We start from the raw sequence: 17,637 nt of genomic DNA, 5'->3' as shown, positions 1-17,637 counted from the left end.
GCTTTCAGCGGCTGGGCCCGATCACCTCGTTCGCCTGCAACTGCTCCAGTTCCTGCGCCGAGTGGCCCAGCCAATCGCCGAAGACCTCCCGGTTGGAGGCGCCCAGCGGCAGGCTGGGCTCGAGGGCCTGGCGTTCGCTGCCTTCGAAGATCAGCGGTGAGTTCTGCAGCACCACCCGGCCCAGCTCCGGGTGGTCCACCCATTGCAGCGTCCCGCGCGCATGCATGTTCTCGTCGTTCATCACCTGGGCCAGCCTGCGCACCGGCGCGCACGGCACCTTGGCCGCCAGCATGCGGCGCGCGATCTCGTCCTTCGGCAGGGTACGCGTCCAGGTCTCGATCAGCTCGTCCACGGCCTCGAAGTTCTGCACCCGCGTCGTGCGGGTCAGGAAGCGGGGATCGGTCTTCAGGTCCGGCCTTCCCAGAACGTCGAGAATCGCGCGGAAGTGATGATCGCCGGGCGAATTCAGCACCACGTATCCATCCTGCGCCGCATAGACGTTGTACGGCGAAATGCCCAGGCCGCCATGGCGGTTGCCGGTGCGGGCGGGCGCCTCGTCGCCGCGCAGGTACAGCATGCCCAGGTTGGAGGCCAGCGAGGCGTAGGTCGCCTCCTGCATCGAAACTTCGACCACGCGGCCCGCGCCGGTGCGTTCGCGCTCGTACAGCGCCGTGGCGATGGCGGCATACAGATGGATCCCGGCCATGAAGTCGCAGATGGCCGCGCCGGCCTTGACCGGCGGCTGGTCCGGGAAGCCGGTGGCGTCTATCACCCCCGTCATGGCCTGCATCACGAGGTCCATGGCCGGGTAGTCGCGATAGGGCCCGGTCTTGCCATAGCCTGAGCTGGATCCGTAGATCAGGCGCGGATTGCGCTGCAGCAGCGCATCGGCGCCGAGGCCCAGCCGGTCCATCACGCCGGGCGCGAAGTTTTCCACCAGCACGTCGGCGCGCGCCACCATCTCCAGCAGCAGCGCACGGCCTTTTCCGGTCTTGAGATTGAGCGTGACCGCCTTCTTGTTGGAGTTCAGCATGGCGTAGGGCAGCGCCGCGCCGCCCAGGTCGCCGCGGCTGCGCAGGTGTTCGCCCTGGAGCGGCTCCACCTTGATCACGTCGGCGCCGGCCATCGCCATCAGGAAGGTGGCATACGGCCCGTTATACACGTGCGACAGGTCGATCACCCGGATGCCTTCGAGGGGCAGGGGGCGGCCGCCGGCCGCCGTTTGGTTTGACGACATGGCTAGCCTCCGCAACGGGCGATGATCCGCTGGGCCGCGCGGTAGTGCGGGCGGTCCAGCATTTTTCCTTCCAGGGCCACCGCCGCGCCGCCCGAGGCGTCCAGGGCGGCGACGACCTGCCGGGCCCAGGCCACGGCGTCGGGCGAGGGCGTGAACGCGGCGTTGATGGGGCCGACCTGGTCCGGGTGGATGGCGGCCTTGGCCGAGAAGCCGTCGCGCAGCGCCGCTTCCGCCTCGGCCTGCAGGCCGGCGAGGTCGCGGAAGTCGGCATGGATGGCATCGACCGCAGCCACCTGCGCTCCGGCGGCGCCGAGCAAGGTCAGCGAGCGGGCCAGTTCGTACGGCGCCGCGTAGCGGCCGCCGCTGTCGCGATTGGCGGTGGCGCCCAGGTCGGCGGCCAGATCCTCGCCGCCCCACATCAGCCCGCACAGCCGCGGTTCCCTGGCTTCGGCGTAGCCGCCCAGCCGGAACAGCGAGGCCGCGGTCTCGGTGACGATGGGCAGGATGCGCGTGGACTGCGGCGGCAGGCCGTCGCGCGCTTCCAGCGCCGACAGCCAGTCGGCCAGCCGTTCGACGTCGCGCCGGCCTTCGCATTTCGGCAGCATGATGCCGTGCGGCGCGGCCCGCACGACGGCGGCCAGGTCGGGCAGGGCGTGGCCGGTGGCCAGCCCGTTGATGCGCACGAACAGCGGCAGGCGCTCGCGATGGGCGGCGACGAATTCCGCGCAGACCTGCCGGGCGCGCGCCTTCTCGCCCTCCGGCACCGAATCCTCCAGGTCCAGGATCAGCGCGTCCGCGCCCGCATCCGGCGCCTTGGCCAGCTTGCGCGCATCGTGGCCCGGTACGAATAGTAGCGATCGCATCAGAATGTCTTCATGCCGAGGAAGCCGTCGACCGGATCGAAGTCCGACAGCAGCTTCTTGCCGACCAGGTCCTTCAAGGTTTCGGTGGCGCCGCCGCCCAGCGTGCCGTAGCGCGCGCCGCGGTACAGGCGCGAGACGGGGTAGTCGTCGGTGAAGCCGTAGCCGCCGTGCACCTGCAAGGCCTCGCTGGTGACGCGGATGGCCATTTCGTTCACGTACATCTTGGCGATCGCCGCCTCGTGCGGATCGGGGAAGGGGTTGGCGGTCAGGCAGGCGCGGTACAGCAGGCTGCGGCCGGCCTCGATGTCGCGGTACATTTCGGCCAGCTTCCAGCGGATGCCCTGGAAGTCGGCCACCGGGTGGCCGAAGATGCTGCGGTCGCGCACGTACTTGATGGCTTCTTCGAAGGCGCCCTCGGCCAGGCCCAGCGAGATGCTGGGGTTCAGGCAGCGCTGGGTGTTGAAGGCGGACAGCAGCTTCTTGAAGCCGCCCTGCCTGAGGATCACGTTCTCGATCGGCACCTCGCAGTCGTTGAACTGGATCTCCGCCAGGTTCTCGCCGCCCATGGTGTGATAGCGCGCCGTCACCTCGAAGCCGGGCGTGTTGCGATTGACCAGCACGCAGCCGATGCCGTCGCGGCCCGGCGTGCCGTCGATGCGGCTGAACACCACGAACCATTCGGCCTCGTCGGCGCGGCTGATCAGCGTCTTGACGCCCTTGACCACGGCGCGGTCGCCCTTGAGCGTGGTGTTGACGCGGTAGTTCGGCACGTCGGTGCCGGCGTGCGGCTCGGTCATGCAGATCGCCAGCATGGCGTCGCCGGAGCAGACCTTGGGCAGGATGTCGCGCTTCATGCTTTCCGGCGCGTAGGTGGAGATCACGCGCACCTGCACGCCCACCTCGCCCAGCAGCGCCATCGAGGTGGGATAGCAGACCTTGGCCACTTCCTCGAGCACCAGCGCGGTTTCGAACACCGCCAGGTTCGAGCCGCCGTATTCCTCGGGGATCGACATGCCCAGCACGCCGATCCCGGCCAGGTCGCGCAGGTTCTCCCACGGATAGGTGCCGTCCAGGTATTTTTTCGCCCGGTCGCGGAACTTGTCGCGCGCCAGTTCGCGGACGGTGCCGACCAGGGCGCGTTGTTCATCGCTCAGTTGCAGGCGGCTGGTGCTCATGCTCGTTTTCCTTTCAGGAGGTGGGACTTCCTTTGCGTTCCAGCAGGGCCGCGATGCCTTCGGCATACTCGGCCGAGCCCAGGATGCCGGGCAGGGCGGCGCGCTCCATGCGCAACCCGTCGGCCAGCGGCAGGTCCAGCCCGGCGTAGGTCAGCCGCTTGATCGCCGCCAGCCCGGCCGCGGACCGCCCGGCCAGCAGCGTGGCGAGTTCCCGGGCGCGCGAGTCCAGTCGTTCGGGCGCGACCACTTCGTTGACCAGGCCGATTTCCAGCGCGTGCTCGCTGCCGACCGGCTCGCCGGTCAGCATCATTTGCAGGGCGCGGCCGACGCCGACCAGGCGCGGCAGGCGCTGGGTGCCGCCGGCGCCGGGTATGGCGCCGATGCGGCTCTCGGTCAGCCCCAGCTTGACGCCGGCCGCGGCAATGCGCAGGTCGCACGCCATGGCCAGTTCGAGTCCGCCGCCCAGCGCCAGGCCGTTGAGCACGGCCACCGTCACGCAAGGCAGCGCGGCCAGCGCGGCGATGGCTTCGTTGATGTCGGCGTTGTGCGCCAGGCGCGCGGGCAGGTCCATGGCCTGGCGCTCCTTCAGGTCGGCGCCGGCGCAGAAGGCCGGGCCGCTGCCCTGGACCAGCACCACGCGCGCCTGGCGCTCGGCGGCATCCAGGGCCGCCTGCCTGAGCGCGGCGGTGGCCGCCACGCCCAGCGCGTTCATGCGTTGCGGGCGCCGCAGGCGGATCCGGAACACCCCGTGTCCGAGATCCTCGAAAGCAAGGTCTTGCGTCATGCCGCTCCCCGTTCGAAGGCGTGTTTCAGGGCATCGCGGTGGTCCGGATGCGCGATGGCGATCAGGCGGCGCGCGCGTTCGCGCAGGCCGCAGCCGCGCAGATGCGCCGCCCCGTATTCGGTCACGATCACGTCGACGTCGCTGCGCGCCGTGGTGACGGGGCGGCCGTCGAGCGAGGCGACGATGCGCGAGTGCCTGCCGTCCGGCGTGGCTGCGGTGAAGGCGAGGATGGACCGCCCGCCCGGCGAGGCCAGGCCGGCGCGCACGAAGTCGACCTGGCCGCCCACCGCGCCCAGGTAGCGGCCGCCGGCGACTTCCGAATTCACTTGCCCGCTCAGGTCGATCTCGACGGCCGAGTTGATGGTGTGGAAGCGGGACAGCCGGGCCGCCACCTCGATGCTGTGGGTGTAGTCGGCGCTGCGCATCGAGATCGCGCCGCCGTGCACCGCGAAATCGCGCAGGCGCCGGGTGCCGAACAGGCCGCCGGTCACGGTCGCGCCGGCATCGATGCCTTTGTGCGCGTTGGTGAGCGCGCCGCGTTCGGCCAGTTCCACCAGTAGATCGGACACCACGCCGCTGTGCACGCCCAGGCCACGGTGGTGGACCAGGGCCTTGGCCACCGCAACCGGCAGGGTGCCGATGCCGAGCTGGATGGTGGCGCGGTCCGGGATGAGGTTCGCCACCTGCTCGGCCACCTTCATGTCGAGCGCGGATGGCTCCGGGTCGGGCATCTCGAAGATGCGGTCGTCCTGTTCGACCAGGACGTCGATGTCGTCGGCGTCGACGATCGCGTCGCCGTCCAGCGGCGGCAAGGCGGGGTTGAGCAGCGCGATCACGACGCGGGCCTGGCCGATCATGGCGGCGGTGAAATCGGCGATCACGCCCAGGCTGTAGCGCCCGTCGGCAAGCCGCGCCACCTGGATCAGCATGGCGTCGACGCGGAGGGCGCCGCTGCGGAACAGCATCGGCAGGGTGCCGACGTGGCAGGGATGGATCTCCGCCATGGCGCTTACCCGGCGGCTGCCGCCCGCGCCGTTCAGCGCGTGGAAGCGGAAGTATTCGCCCAGCGCGGGCTGCAGGGTGTCCGACGCGGTCAGGCCAAACAGCAGGGCGCAGCCGCGCAGGTCTTCCCGCTGCGCGATCAGCGCCCGGGTCAGCGCCGGCGGTTCGCCCGGGCCCTGCGGCCAGCCGACGACGTCGCCCGGCCGCAAGTGGTCGGCCAGGCGCAGTTGATCGAGGGGCAGTGTTTTCATAGGTCGGATATAGTCTAGAAAGGCCTCCGGCATCGATCCATGGCTTTTTTCCGGACGCCGCGTTTCCGATTTCCGAACGCCGCGACAAGCACGACAATCATGCTAATAGACCTTGTCCAACTGCGAACCTTCGTCGCGGTCGCCGCCGAGCAGCACCTGACCCGCGCCGCCGAGCGCCTGCACATCAGCCAGTCCGCCGCCAGCGTGCACGTAAGGGCCATCGAGGAAGCGCTGGGGATGCAGCTGTTCGTGCGCACCAACCGCAACCTGGAGCTGACCCGCGCCGGCCAGTTGCTGCTGGCGCGCGCCAGGAACCTGCTGAACGAAGCCACGCTCTTCACCTCGTTCGCGCACGAACTGAACGGCAAGATCGAAGGCCATCTGGTGGTGGGCTCGACCAGCGAACCGGTGTCCACCCACATCGGCCCCGTCATCAAGGCCTTGCTCGAGGCCCACCCGCTGGTCGGCGTCGACCTGCGCGCCTGCCCGTCTTCCGTGGCGCGCGAGGGGCTGCGCACGGGCGAGCTCGACATCGCCGTGATGCTGGGCCATCCGACGATTTCCGGCTTCGCCTATCACGAACTCACCTCGATCCCGTTCCGCGTGGCGGGCCCGGTCGCCTGGAAAGAACGCATCGAGCGGGCCGACTGGGCCGAACTCGCCAGGCTGCCGTGGATCACGCCGCTGGACAGCGGCATCGCTTCCTATGCCACCATGCTGCAGCAGATGTTCGGCGAGCGCGGCCTGGAGCTGAACACCGTCGCCCGCTTCGACAATGCGAGCCTGGGCAGGGCGCTGCTGGAAGCCGGCGTGGGGCTGATGCTGATGCGGCAGTCGCACGTGGAGCGCGGGGTGGAGGAGGGCAGGCTGGCGGCCTCGCCGATCGCCGCGACCGACTTCCCCCTGCATCTGGTGCACGACGCCAGCCGGCGCGACGATCCGTTGATCGATGCGTTCCTGCGGGCGGCGGCCCAGGTCTGGCCCAGGCTGCTGGCCACGCAGGCGCGCATCCCGGAGTGAGGGCGCCCACCCGCGCGGCCTGCGGCGGCATCGAACTGACATGGCGTTGCTGCGTCCATATCATTTGAACTGAAATGATATCTAGAGATATCATTCGTATCGATGTCTTTCCTTTTTCCCTCCACGCGCCTGCTCGCCGGGCTGCTGGCGTCGGCCTGCGCGGCGCTGGCCGCCTGCTCCGGCGACGACCGCGGCGCGCCGCCGCCTTCCACGCTGGCGCGCGCCGTGCAGCGGGGCGCCATCCGCATCGGCTACGCCAACGAGGCGCCGTTCGCCTATATGGAAAGCCATGGCGGGCTGACGGGCGAGGCGCCGGCCATTGCCCGCGTGGTGCTGGGGCGGCTGGGCGTGCCCCGGGTCGAGGGCGTGCTGACCGAGTTCGGCGCGCTGATCCCCGGCCTGCTGGCGGGGCGGTTCGACATCATCGCGGCCGGCATGTACGTGCTGCCCGAGCGCTGCCGCCAGGTCGCGTTCTCGCGCCCCACCTACGGCGTGGGCGAGGCCTTCCTGGAACGGGCCGACGATCCGCGCCGGCTGCGCGGCTACCGGCAGGTGGCGGCCGATCCGTCGGTGCGCCTGGGCGTGGTGGCCGGCGCGGTCCAGGTCGACTACGCCCGCCGGGCGGGCATCCCGGATTCGCGCGTGGTGGTGTTCCCCGACGTCGTCAGCGCCGTCGAGGGCGTGCAGGCGGGCCGCGCCGACGCCTATGCGGCCACCTCGCTCACCGTCAATCACGTGCTGACCAAGGTGCCCGACTGGAACATCCGCAAGGTGCGCGGCTTTCGCCAGCCGGTGCTGGACGGCGAGACGGTGCGCGGCTACGGCGCGTTCGCCTTCCGCAAGCAGGACCAGGACCTGCGGCGCGCGTTCGACGGCGAACTGGCGCGCTTCATCGGCAGCGACGAGCACGAACGGCTGGTGGCGCCGTTCGGGTTCACGCGCAACGAGCTGCCCGGCGACATGACGGCCGCCCGCTTGTGCGGCGACCAGGCCGGCGAAGACGGGCGCGGCGAGCCGCAGGTTTCCGGCGCCGCCGATGCGCCGGCTGCTCGCGCCGCGGCGCCTGTCGCCACGATGCACACGGCCGCCCCGGAAGACGCGGCGCGGGGCAGGGATGGCTGAATTCGGCCATCTGCTGGTCCCGCTGCTGCACGGCCTGGCCATCTCGCTGCGCGTGGTCGCCGGCGCGGCCGCGCTGGCGGTGCCGATCGCGGTGCTGGCCGGCCTGGCGCGGATGGCGCCCTGGCGCGCGGTGGCCTGGCCGGCGGCCTGCTATGTCGAGCTGTTCCGCGGCACGTCGGCGCTGGTGCAATTGTTCTGGGTGTATTTCGTGCTGCCGCTGTTCGGGCTGCGGATATCGGCGATGGCCGCCGGCACCGTGGTGCTGGCGCTCAACGCCGGCGCCTACGGGGCCGAGGTGGTGCGCGGCGCGGTGGCCGGCGTCCCGGCCGCGCAGCGCGAGGCCGCCGTGGCGCTGAACATGAGCGGATGGCAGGTCCTGTGGCGCGTGGTGCTGCCGCAGGCGGTGCCGGCCATGCTGCCGCCGGCCGGCAACCTGCTGATCGAGCTGCTGAAGAATTCCGCGCTGGTGTCGTTGATAACGCTGACCGACCTGACCTTCAGCGCGCAGCTGCTGCGCAGCGAAACCTTCCGCACGGTGGAGGTGTTCGGGCTGGCGCTGCTGCTGTATTTCGCCGCCGCGCAGCTGCTGGCCGCGTTGATGCGCGGGCTGGAGCGGGCGCTGGCGCGCCGGCAGGGCCGGGCGGCCGTCCGATGACGCAGCCGGCGATCTTCGATTGGGCGTTCGCGTGGCGCATCCTGCCCCAGCTGTGCCGGGCGCTCGTCGTGACGGTGGAGGCCACCGTGCTGGGCATGCTGCTGGCCGCCGCGCTGGGGCTGGCGCTGGCCATGGCGCGGCGGGCTCCGTGGCGCCTGCTGCGCCTGCCGGCAACGGCGGCGGTGGAGTTCCTGCGCAGCACGCCGCTGTTGATGCAGCTCTATTTCCTGTTCTACGTGTTGCCGGTCACGGGGCTGCAGCTGTCGCCGCTGGCCACCGGCGTGCTGGGGCTGGGCCTGCATTACGCCGCCTATTGCGCCGAGGTGTACCGGGCCGGCATCGAAGCCGTGCCGCGCGGCCAGTGGGACGCGGCGGTCGCGCTCAACATGGGCCGCTGGCGCACGGCCGTGGGCGTGATCCTGCCGCAGGCCATCCCGCCCGTGGTGCCGGCGCTCGGCAATTACCTGGTGGCGATGTTCAAGGACACGCCGCTGTTGTCGGCCATCACGGTGGTCGAAGTGCTGCAGGAGAGCAAGATGATCGGATCGGCCACGTTCCGCTATACCGAGCCGCTGACCCTGGCGGGCCTGCTGTTCCTGGTCCTCAGCCTGGCCGCCGCCGCCCTGGTGCGCGCCGCCGAGCGCCGGCTGGGCGCGGCGGGAGGAAGGCGATGAGCGCGCCCGCGCGGCCGCCCGGAGGGCGCGCGTCCTCCCCTGGGGAGGATGCCGCACGGCGGCAGGAGGGCCAACCGTCCGGCGCGCCCGCGCGGCCGCCCGGAGGGCGCGCGTCCTCCCCTGGGGAGGATGCCGCACGGCGGCAGGAGGGCCAACCGTCCGGCGCCCGCGTGGTGCTGCGCGGCTTGCGCAAGCGCCGCGGCCCGCTCGAAGTGTTGCGCGGCATCGATCTCGACATCCCGGCCGGCCAGACGGTGGCGCTGATCGGCCCCTCGGGCTCGGGCAAGTCGACGCTGCTGCGGCTGCTGATGACGCTGGAGCGGCCCGATGCCGGCTCGATCGAGATCGGCGGCGTGCCGATGTGGACCGACCCGCGCACCGGCCGCCCGGCCGGCGCCGCCCACCTGCACCGCGTGCGCGGCCGCATCGGCATGGTGTTCCAGCACTTCAACCTGTTCCCGCACATGACGGCGCTGCGCAACGTGGCCGAGGCGCCGCGCCACGTGCTGGGCCTGCCGCGCGCCGAGGCCGAGGCGCGCGCCCGCGAGTACCTGGCGCAGGTGGGCCTGGCCGACAAGGCCGATGCCCATCCGGCGGGGCTGTCCGGCGGCCAGCGGCAGCGCGTGGCCATCGCCCGCGCGCTGGCCATGCGGCCCGACGTGATGCTGTTCGACGAAGTCACCTCGGCGCTCGACCCGGAGCTGGTCGGCGGCGTGCTGGAGATCCTGCAGGAACTGTCGGCCAGCCGCGCGATGACCATGCTGATCGTCACCCACCAGATGAAATTCGCCGAACGCAGCGCCGACCGCACGCTGTTCCTCGACCAGGGCAGCATCATCGAAGACGCGCCTTCGGCCGAACTGTTCCGCGCGCCGCGCACCGAAAGGGCCCGGCAGTTCCTGCAGGCCGTGATCGACGGCTAGCCGTGCGCGCTCGGGTTCAGGTTTCACCGATGTCCAGGCCGCGCCGGCCTTCCGGCCCGATGTAGACTAGCGACAGTCTTTTCCTCCCGGTCGTCATCATGCGCTGCCTGGTCATCGAAGACGAAGTCGACACTTCGCGCTACATCTGCAATGGCCTCAAGGAGGCCGGGCACGTCGTCACGGCCTGCCGCGACGGCGCCGACGGGCTCGCGCGGGCGGTCAACGAGTCGTGGGACGTGATCGTGCTCGATCGCATGCTGCCGAACGACGTCGACGGGCTGTCGATTCTTTCCACCCTGCGCGGGCTGGGCAAGATGACGCCGGTCATCATCCTGAGCGCGCTGTCGGGCCTGGACGAGCGCGTGCGCGGGCTGCGCGGCGGCTGCGACGACTACCTCGCCAAGCCGTTCGCGTTTTCGGAACTGGCGGCGCGGCTGGATGCGCTGGTGCGGCGCTCGCGCTCGCGCGAGGACATCCGCGAACTGCACCTGGCCGACCTCAAGGTGGACCTGGCCCGGCGCACGGTGGAGCGCGACGGCAAGGCCATTCCGCTGCAGCCGCGCGAATTCCGGCTGCTGGTCTACCTGCTGCTGAACCAGGAACAGGTGGTCACCCGCACCATGCTGCTGGAAGCCGTGTGGGACTACCGCTTCGATCCGCAAACCAATGTGATCGACGTGCAGATCAGCCGGCTGCGCAACAAGATCGACAACGGTTTCTCGCCGCCGCTGATCCACACCGTGCGCGGCGTCGGCTACATGATCTCGGCGGCGCCGCATTGACTCCTGGCGACGCGTCCCCCGCCTTCTGGTCGGCGCCGGCCACCTTCCTGCGGCGGCTGTGGCAGTCGGTGGCGTTCCGGCTGGCGCTGGGCTATGGCGCCTCGGTGCTGCTGTTCATGATGGTGCTGCTGTCGGTGCTGTACGTGCAGACCATCGGCGTGCTGCAGGGCCGCATAGACCGCCAGCTGGTGTCGGCCAGCCACCGGCTGGTCGGGCATTTCGAGGCCCAGGGGCGGCAGCGCCTGGTGGACGAGATCACCGAAACCCTCACCGACGGGCTCAACCGCGACACCGAAGGCTATCTGCTGGCCACGCCGGGCGGCCGCCGCATCGCCGGCAACATCACGCCTTCGCCGGCGCTGCTGCAGCCCTCGCCCGACATCACCGACCAGATGCTGTTGCGCGACGGCCGGCCCTCGTTCAGCCGGATCCACGTCGAGCGCCTGTCCGACGGCTCGATCCTGGTGGTGGGGCGCGACATGCAGGACCAGCAATCGCTGGAACAGCTGATCAGCCACGCGCTGGCCGCCGCCGGCGGCGTGGCGCTGCTGCTGGCGGTGATCGGCGCCATCGTGTTCCGCGACCAGCTCGAACGGCGCGTGGGCGACATCCGGCGCACGGCCGCGCGCATCGAGGCCGGCGACCTCAGCCAGCGCATCCCGGTATCGGGCCGCGACGACGAATTCGCGCGGCTCAGCCACGATATCAACCTGATGCTGGACCGCATCGAGATCCTGATGGACGGCGTGCGCCACGTCTCCAACACCATCGCCCACAACCTGCGCACGCCGCTGTCGCGCATTCGTGCCAAGCTCGACGTGGTCAACCGGCCCGGGGCCGACCTGGCCCAGGTGTCGCAGGCGGCCGCCTTCGCGATCCGCGAGATCGAAGAACTGACCCTGGTGTTCGACAAGCTGCTGCAGATCGCCGAGGCCGAATCCGGCGCGCGCCGGCAGGCCTTCCAGCCGGTGTCGCTGAACGACATCGTGTCCGACGTGGTGGAACTGTACGAACCTGTGGCAGAGGAGCGACAGGTGCGGGTTTCCACCGAGCTGGCCGAGGAAGCCATCGCGCCCGGCGACAAGGACCTGCTGGCCAGCGCCGTGGCCAACCTGATCGACAATGCCATCAAATACGCCGGCAGCCCGGCCCGCGTGAGCGTGCGCACCGTGCAGACGCCGGAGGCGGTGTCGGTGGTGGTGCAGGACAACGGGCCCGGCATCGCGCCGGCCGAGCGTTCCAAGGTGGGCACCCGTTTCTTCCGCCTCAACCGCCGCGTGCCGGGCTACGGGCTGGGGCTGGCCAGCGTCACGGCCATCGCCCACCTGCATCACGCCACTTTCGAACTGGACGACGCCGGGCCCGGCCTGATCGCCCGGCTCACGCTGCCGCGCTTCGGCCCGGCATGACGGCAACATGACCAAACGGTAATGTTCTGTCCATGGTCGGCGCGCCTGCCGCTGGCTAGCATCTCGCAACCGGTCATAGCCGCAAGGCAGCGGAGCGCGGACCCCATCCGCCCAGACTCCCGCCGGACTCCCACGTGTGTTGCGAAGAGGGCTTCATGCAGGTGCGTTTCACTGGTTTCGTTTCCGTCGGCGTGGCGCTTTGCGCCCTGGCGCTGGCAGGCTGTCAGGGCAAGGAACCGCCGGCGGCCGCCGCCGAGGCGGTGTCGCCGCAACCCCTGCCCGCCGGGCGGGTGCGCGTGCAGCCGGCCTCGCTCAAGTTCATGGAGATCCGCGCGATCTCGGCCGCCGCCGAGGCCCGCCAGGTGTGGGCGCCGGCGCGCGTCGCGTTCCGCGAGGACCGCGTGTCGGAAGTGGCGGCGCCGGTGGCCGGCCGCATCGTCGCGGTGCAGGCGCAGGTGGGCGACACCGTCAAGGCCGGCGCGCCGTTGGCCACCATCGCCAGCCCCGACGCCTCGCGCATCCGCGCCGAGCTGTCGAACGCCGAAGTCGAGCTGCGCGTGGCCGAGACCGAGGCCCGTCGCCAGCAGACCATGGTCGACAAGGGCGTGGGCGTGGAAGCCGAGCTGGTGGCGGCCCAGGCGCGCCTGCAGCAGGCCCGGCAGAACCTGAACGCGGCCTCGCGCGCGGCCGGCTACCTGGGCGCGGGCGGCAACGACGGCCTGGTGCTGCGCGCGCCGCGCGACGGCGTGGTGGTGGCGCGCACGGCGCTGCCGGGCGCGGCGGTGGGCACCGAGTCCGGGGCCCTGTTCACGATCGGCGATCCTTCGGCGCTGTGGGTGACGGCCGACGTGTTCGAAAGCGACGTCGCCGCGATCCATCCCGGCGCGGCGGTCAAGGTCACCGTGCCCTCGCTGGCCGAGCCGCTGGCCGGCAAGGTGGCGCGCGTGAGCTCCGCGCTCGACGCCCAGACCCGCCGGGCGCAGGTCTTCATCGCGCTGGACCAGGGCAACGCCGGGCTGCGCGCCGGCATGCTGGCCCGCGCCGGCATCGAAACGCGCGACGCCGACGGCCTGTCGATTCCCATCAACGCCGTGCTGATCAAGGACGGCGACCACTCCATCGTGTTCGTGCAGGTCGAGGACACGGTGTTCGAGGCCCGCACCGTCCAGCTCGGCCCGCCGTCCAACGGGTACATCCCGGTACTCGGCGGACTGGCCCCCGGCGACAAGGTCGTGGTGAAGGGAGCCCTGCTGCTCGACGGCGCGGCCAATCAATTGCTGTAGGCGGGCTTTCCTCATGCGTTCTCTTCTCGCACTGGTGGTGCACCGCCGCCTGGTGGCGCTGGCGGCCACGCTGATCGTGGCGGTGTACGGCGCCTACGCCTATCTCAACACGGCGATCGAAGCCTATCCCGACGTCACCAACGTTCAGGTCGGCATCATCTCGCTGGCGCCCGGCCTGGCGCCGGAAGAAGTCGAGCGGCAGGTGACGCTGCCGCTGGAGCGCGCGCTCAACGGCACGCCGCACATGACTTCGCTGCGCTCCGAAAGCTATTTCGGCCTGTCGATGCTGACGCTGGTGTTCGACGACGACACCAAGAGCTTCGACGCGCGGGTGCAAGTCACCCAGCGGCTGGCCTCGGCCGACCTGCCCGACGGCGTCACGCCCGAGATGGCGCCCGACAACACGCCGCTCGGCAAGATCTACTACTACCGCCTCAACAGCGACCGCCATACGCTGGCCCAGCTGCGTTCCGAGCAGGAATGGACGGTGGCGCGCGTGCTCAAGCAGATCCAGGGCGTGGCCGACGTGGTCAGCATGGGCGGCTTCGTCAAGGAGTTCCACGTCGAGGTCGACCCGGCCAAGCTGATGGCGCACGGCCTCACGCTGGACCAAGTGGTCGACGCGGTGTCGAAGTCCAACCAGAACGTGGGCGGCGGCCTGCTGCGGCGCGGCGAGCAGTCGCTGATCATCCGCGGCATCGGCCTGCTGCGCGCGCCGCGCGACATCGAGACCGTGGTGCTCAAGACCGAGCACAACACGCCGGTGCGGGTCAAGGACGTGGCTCAGGTGGTGCAGTCGTACACGCCGCGCCAGGGCTCGGTCGGCATGAACGACGAAGACGACATCGTCGAAGGCATCGTGCTGCTCAAGCGCGACGAGAACCCTTCGAAGGTGCTCGACCAGGTGCACCAGAAGGTGGACGAGATCAATGCCCACATGCTGCCGGCCGGCATGCGCATCGAGCCGGGCTACGACCGCTCCACGCTGGTCGGCCATACGCTGGAAACCGTGCACCACAACCTGCTGTTCGGCGCCACGCTTATCGTGGGCGTGCTGTGGCTGTTCCTGCGCAGCCTGCGCGGCTCGCTGATCGTGGCGGTGGTGATCCCGCTGGCGCTGCTGGTGGCCTTCATCGGGCTGCATTTCCTGAACATGCCGGCCAACCTGATCTCGATGGGCGCGATCGACTTCGGCATCATCGTCGACGGCGCCGTGGTGCTTACCGAGGCCATCATCCACAAGGCGCGGCTCCGGCGCCCGGCCTCGCGGCGCGACATGTTCGAACTGATCATCGACGCCGCCGTGTCGGTGGCCAAGCCGACCCTGTTCGCGATGGCCATCGTGATCGCCGCGCTGATTCCGGTGTTCTCGCTGCAAAGCATCGAAGGCCGGATCTTCCGGCCGCTGGCGCTGACCTACACCTTCGCGCTGATCGGCGCGCTGGTGTTCGCGCTGACGCTGGTGCCGGCGTTGTGCGCGCTGGTGCTGCGCCCGCGCGACGTGGCCACGCCCGAGCCCAAGGTGTTCCTGCGCATGCACCACGCCTATTCGCGCTGGATCGGCGGCGTCCTGGGCGCGGCGCGCCGGCGCTGGCAGGTGCTGGGGGTCGCGCTGGTCGTGCTGGCGGTGGCGTTGGCGGCCGGCTCGCGCCTGGGCACCGAGTTCCTGCCCGAGCTGGACGAAGGCGACGCCTACGTGCTGGTGCAGATGCCGCCCTCGGTTTCGCTGGAGAAAGGCCAGGAGCTGCTGCACACCATCCGCCAGCGCTTGAAGGCCGTGCCCGAGACCATCTCGGTCATCAGCGAACAGGGGCGGCCGGAAGACGGCACCGACAACGAGACCATCAACGTGGCGAAGGTGCTGGTGCGCCTGAAGGACCGCAGCCAGTGGCGCAAGGGGCTCGACAAGGAAACCCTGGTGTCCGAGATGCGCCAGTCGCTGTCCGACATGCCGGGCGTGCAGTTCAACTTCGCGCAGCCGATCCGCGACAGCGTGGAGGAATCGACCTCGGGCGCGCGCGGCCAGGTGGTGCTGAAGGTGTTCGGCCCCGAGATCGAAACCATGCGGGGCATCCTGGTCAAGACCAAGGAAGCCGTCAGCCACGTCGACGGCGTGGTCGACCTCGATCTGTACCGCGACGCCCCGGCGCCGCAGCTGCATATCGAGTTCGACCGCGACGCGCTGGCGCGCTACGGCATCTCGATGGAAACGGCCGACACCGCGGTCGAGACCGCGCTGGCCGGCAAGGTGGTGACCACCGCCTGGGAAGGCGAGCGCAGCGTGCCGGTGCGGGTACGGTTGCCGTTCGGCGACCGCCAGGACGAAGCGCGCATCCGCGAGATCGCGGTGGCCGCGCCCGACGGCAGCTACGTGCCGCTGCACGCGCTGGCCAACATCAGCTTCAAGGTCGGCAACGCCTCGATCTTCCGCGAGGGCAACTCGCGCTACATGGCGCTCAAGTTCAACGTGGAGGGGCGCGACATCGGCTCGGTGGTCAAGGACGCGCTGGCCGTCTTCAAGAAAGACGTCCAGCTGCCCGAGGGCTACCTTGCGCAGTGGGGCGGCCAGTGGGAGAACCAGCAGCGCGCCGCGGCCCGCCTCAAGATCGTCGTGCCGCTGTCCCTGCTGGTGGTGTTCGTGCTGCTGTTCAGCGCGCTGGGCAGCGCACGCAGCGCGGCCATCATCCTGCTGACCGCGCCGTTCGCGATGGTGGGCGGCATCGCTGCGCTCTACCTGACCGGGATCGATCTGTCGATCAGCGCGGCCATCGGCTTCATCGCGCTGCTGGGGCAGGTGGCGCTGGCCGGCCTGCTGGTGGTCAGCGCGGTCGAGCACCTGCGGCGCGACGGCGCGGCCATGCTGCCGGCGCTGATCGAAGGCGCCGCCGAGCGGATGCGCTCCATCCTGATGGTGGCGCTGCTGGGCCTGATCGGCCTGCTGCCGATGGCCATGTCGACCGGGGTCGGCAGCGAAACGCAGCGGCCGTTCGCCTCGGTGGTGGTGGGCGGCATGGCAGTGCTGCCGCTGGTGGCGCTGTTCGTGCTGCCCGTCTTGTACGCGCTGCTCGGGCCCAAGCAGATCCTTACCGCCGAAGAGCGCGATGCGCTCGCCAATCAGGAAGAATCCCATGCGTAAGTTCTTGCCCGCCGTGGTGGCATGCGCGTGGCTGCCGGCGATGGCGCTGGCCCAGGCCGCCACGCAGGCGTCGCCTGCAACCGTCGTGCCGCTGTCCATGGCGCCGGCCGTCGGCGGGGCTGCGTCCGCCGCTGCGCCGACGGCTTCGTCGATGGCGCCGCTGGGCGCCGGTTCGTCCTCCGTGCTCGGCACCGAGGTTACGCTGCCGCAGCTGCTGGAGCTGGTCAAGACCCGCAGCCCGGCGCTGCAGGCCGAGCGGATCCAGGTCCAGGTGGCCGAGGCCGACCTGATGACGGCGCAGACGCTGCCCAATCCCACCGCTTCGTACACCCACAAGCGCGGCGAGCGCGAGGCGTTGCTGTCGCAGGACCTGCCGATCTTCGGCCAGCGCGGTGCCCGCATCGACACCGCCCGCAGCGGCATCGACGCCGCCCGGGCGAACCTGCGGCTGGCCTACGCCGCGGCGCTGCAGGACGCGGCGCGCGACTTCACGACGCTGCTGATCTCGCAGGAGCGCGAGAAGCGCTGGGTCGAGGCCAAGCAGGACCTGGAAGCCGCGGCGAAGATCGTGGCCGGACAGGTGCAGGCCGGCGCGCGCAGCCGCTACGACCAGACCCGGATCGAGATCGAGCGCGCCACGCTCGACGCCCAGCTCGAACAGGCCCAGGCCGAGACGTTGCAGGCCGCCGCGCAGGTGGCGGCCGACGTCGGCGATCCGGACTGGCGGCCGCGCGCGGTGGGCTCCATCGTGCCGCAGTGGAAGGCGCTGAGCTTCGATGCGCTGTGGCCGCAGGCCCAGCAGCGCCTGCCGCAGGTACGGGCGGCGCTGGCCGAGCAGGACTACGCCGACAAGCTGGTGCAGGTGGCGCGGCGCGACGCCTACCCGGTGCCCAGCGTGTCGGTCGGCCGCCTCAACAATGACCTGGGCCGCAGCACGGAGTTCGGGCTGTCGGTGGCGATTCCGGTGTTCGACCGCAACCAGGGGCCGATCGCGCGTGCCGAGGCCGAGGCCGAGGGCATGCGGCTGCGCAGCCAGGCCATCATCGTGGCCGCGCAGAGCGAGCTGCGCCGCGCCACCGAACAGATGGAGCGGCGCGAGCAACTGACCGAACGCTACCAGCGCGAGGGCCTGGCGATGGTGCCGCAGCTGCGGCAGATGGCGCAGGACGCCTACACGCTGGGGCGCGGCGGGATCCTGGAGCTGATCGACGCGATCCAGGCGGTGGCCGAGAAGAAGAACACCTACCTCGACTTGCTGCAGGCCGCGCTGCAAGCGGAAGTGGACGTGCGCATCGCCTCAGGCGAGCTTGGCGTGGAGTAG

15 protein-coding genes are annotated in these 17,637 nt (G+C 70.6%); 10 read left to right on the top strand and 5 right to left on the bottom strand.

Annotated elements, in window-relative coordinates; translation table 11 throughout:
- Positions 1 to 4: 4 nt before the first annotated feature.
- The 5 genes from ABD927_RS19255 to ABD927_RS19235 are packed head-to-tail and all read right to left on the bottom strand — an operon-like array spanning position 5 to position 5,312.
- The gene (locus tag ABD927_RS19255; protein ID WP_345251468.1) at positions 5 to 1,237 is read right to left on the bottom strand and encodes a CaiB/BaiF CoA transferase family protein; all 1,233 of its coding nucleotides are present in this window, start codon (positions 1,235 to 1,237) and stop codon (positions 5 to 7) included.
- 2 nt (positions 1,238 to 1,239) lie between these two features.
- Positions 1,240 to 2,100: an HpcH/HpaI aldolase/citrate lyase family protein gene (locus tag ABD927_RS19250; protein WP_345251467.1), complete on the bottom strand. Its 861-nt coding sequence runs from the start codon at positions 2,098 to 2,100 to the stop codon at positions 1,240 to 1,242.
- A complete protein-coding gene (locus ABD927_RS19245; RefSeq protein WP_345251466.1) occupies positions 2,100 to 3,275 on the bottom strand; it encodes an acyl-CoA dehydrogenase family protein in 1,176 nt (391 codons plus the stop codon). Before ABD927_RS19245 ends, ABD927_RS19250 begins: the two co-directional genes overlap by 1 nt.
- A gap of 13 nt (positions 3,276 to 3,288) precedes the next feature.
- The gene (locus ABD927_RS19240) at positions 3,289 to 4,059 is read right to left on the bottom strand and encodes an enoyl-CoA hydratase/isomerase family protein (RefSeq protein ID WP_345251465.1); all 771 of its coding nucleotides are present in this window, start codon (positions 4,057 to 4,059) and stop codon (positions 3,289 to 3,291) included.
- Positions 4,056 to 5,312, bottom strand: a complete 1,257-nt coding sequence (locus tag ABD927_RS19235; protein WP_345251464.1) for an acetyl-CoA hydrolase/transferase family protein — start codon at positions 5,310 to 5,312, stop codon at positions 4,056 to 4,058. Before ABD927_RS19235 ends, ABD927_RS19240 begins: the two co-directional genes overlap by 4 nt.
- Positions 5,313 to 5,411: 99 nt before the next feature.
- Between ABD927_RS19235 and ABD927_RS19230 the strand changes: the two genes are divergently transcribed.
- The 10 genes from ABD927_RS19230 to ABD927_RS19185 all read left to right on the top strand — a co-directional run bounded on the left by ABD927_RS19230 (position 5,412) and on the right by ABD927_RS19185 (position 17,637).
- Positions 5,412 to 6,332, top strand: a complete 921-nt coding sequence (locus ABD927_RS19230) for a LysR family transcriptional regulator (protein ID WP_345251463.1) — start codon at positions 5,412 to 5,414, stop codon at positions 6,330 to 6,332.
- Positions 6,333 to 6,434: 102 nt separating this feature from the next.
- Positions 6,435 to 7,454, top strand: coding sequence for an ectoine/hydroxyectoine ABC transporter substrate-binding protein EhuB (gene ehuB, locus ABD927_RS19225; protein ID WP_345251462.1), 1,020 nt, complete (start codon positions 6,435 to 6,437; stop codon positions 7,452 to 7,454).
- Positions 7,447 to 8,109: an ectoine/hydroxyectoine ABC transporter permease subunit EhuC gene (ehuC, locus tag ABD927_RS19220; RefSeq protein WP_345251461.1), complete on the top strand. Its 663-nt coding sequence runs from the start codon at positions 7,447 to 7,449 to the stop codon at positions 8,107 to 8,109. Before ehuB ends, ehuC begins: the two co-directional genes overlap by 8 nt.
- A complete protein-coding gene (gene ehuD, locus ABD927_RS19215; protein ID WP_345251460.1) occupies positions 8,106 to 8,783 on the top strand; it encodes an ectoine/hydroxyectoine ABC transporter permease subunit EhuD in 678 nt (225 codons plus the stop codon). Before ehuC ends, ehuD begins: the two co-directional genes overlap by 4 nt.
- 170 nt (positions 8,784 to 8,953) lie before the next feature.
- Complete coding sequence (locus ABD927_RS19210; RefSeq protein ID WP_345251459.1) at positions 8,954 to 9,706, top strand: amino acid ABC transporter ATP-binding protein; 753 nt, start codon at positions 8,954 to 8,956, stop codon at positions 9,704 to 9,706.
- Between the two features lie 95 nt (positions 9,707 to 9,801).
- The gene (locus ABD927_RS19205; RefSeq protein ID WP_345251488.1) at positions 9,802 to 10,488 is read left to right on the top strand and encodes a winged helix-turn-helix domain-containing protein; all 687 of its coding nucleotides are present in this window, start codon (positions 9,802 to 9,804) and stop codon (positions 10,486 to 10,488) included.
- Positions 10,485 to 11,897: a sensor histidine kinase gene (locus ABD927_RS19200; RefSeq protein ID WP_345251458.1), complete on the top strand. Its 1,413-nt coding sequence runs from the start codon at positions 10,485 to 10,487 to the stop codon at positions 11,895 to 11,897. Before ABD927_RS19205 ends, ABD927_RS19200 begins: the two co-directional genes overlap by 4 nt.
- 155 nt (positions 11,898 to 12,052) lie before the next feature.
- A complete protein-coding gene (locus ABD927_RS19195) occupies positions 12,053 to 13,180 on the top strand; it encodes an efflux RND transporter periplasmic adaptor subunit (protein WP_345251457.1) in 1,128 nt (375 codons plus the stop codon).
- A gap of 13 nt (positions 13,181 to 13,193) precedes the next feature.
- Positions 13,194 to 16,316, top strand: coding sequence for an efflux RND transporter permease subunit (locus ABD927_RS19190; protein WP_345251456.1), 3,123 nt, complete (start codon positions 13,194 to 13,196; stop codon positions 16,314 to 16,316).
- The gene (locus tag ABD927_RS19185) at positions 16,309 to 17,637 is read left to right on the top strand and encodes a TolC family protein (RefSeq protein WP_345251455.1); all 1,329 of its coding nucleotides are present in this window, start codon (positions 16,309 to 16,311) and stop codon (positions 17,635 to 17,637) included. Before ABD927_RS19190 ends, ABD927_RS19185 begins: the two co-directional genes overlap by 8 nt.

Origin of the sequence: Pigmentiphaga soli (assembly GCF_039541095.1) — a bacterium.
Taxonomy (GTDB): domain Bacteria; phylum Pseudomonadota; class Gammaproteobacteria; order Burkholderiales; family Burkholderiaceae_B; genus Pigmentiphaga; species Pigmentiphaga soli.
This window is presented reverse-complemented; position numbering and strand designations above follow the sequence as displayed.

Excerpts from the sequence above, each read along its gene's own strand:
- ABD927_RS19255 (WP_345251468.1), bottom strand. The coding sequence starts at position 1,237 with ATGTCGTCAAACCAAACGGCGGCCGGCGGCCGCCCCCTGCCCCTCGAA.
- ABD927_RS19250 (WP_345251467.1), bottom strand. The coding sequence starts at position 2,100 with ATGCGATCGCTACTATTCGTACCGGGCCACGATGCGCGCAAGCTGGCC.
- ABD927_RS19245 (WP_345251466.1), bottom strand. The coding sequence starts at position 3,275 with ATGAGCACCAGCCGCCTGCAACTGAGCGATGAACAACGCGCCCTGGTC.
- ABD927_RS19240 (WP_345251465.1), bottom strand. The coding sequence starts at position 4,059 with ATGACGCAAGACCTTGCTTTCGAGGATCTCGGACACGGGGTGTTCCGG.
- ABD927_RS19235 (WP_345251464.1), bottom strand. The coding sequence starts at position 5,312 with ATGAAAACACTGCCCCTCGATCAACTGCGCCTGGCCGACCACTTGCGG.
- ABD927_RS19230 (WP_345251463.1), top strand. The coding sequence starts at position 5,412 with ATGCTAATAGACCTTGTCCAACTGCGAACCTTCGTCGCGGTCGCCGCC.
- ehuB (WP_345251462.1), top strand. The coding sequence starts at position 6,435 with ATGTCTTTCCTTTTTCCCTCCACGCGCCTGCTCGCCGGGCTGCTGGCG.
- ehuC (WP_345251461.1), top strand. The coding sequence starts at position 7,447 with ATGGCTGAATTCGGCCATCTGCTGGTCCCGCTGCTGCACGGCCTGGCC.
- ehuD (WP_345251460.1), top strand. The coding sequence starts at position 8,106 with ATGACGCAGCCGGCGATCTTCGATTGGGCGTTCGCGTGGCGCATCCTG.
- ABD927_RS19195 (WP_345251457.1), top strand. The coding sequence starts at position 12,053 with ATGCAGGTGCGTTTCACTGGTTTCGTTTCCGTCGGCGTGGCGCTTTGC.
- ABD927_RS19190 (WP_345251456.1), top strand. The coding sequence starts at position 13,194 with ATGCGTTCTCTTCTCGCACTGGTGGTGCACCGCCGCCTGGTGGCGCTG.
- ABD927_RS19185 (WP_345251455.1), top strand. The coding sequence starts at position 16,309 with ATGCGTAAGTTCTTGCCCGCCGTGGTGGCATGCGCGTGGCTGCCGGCG.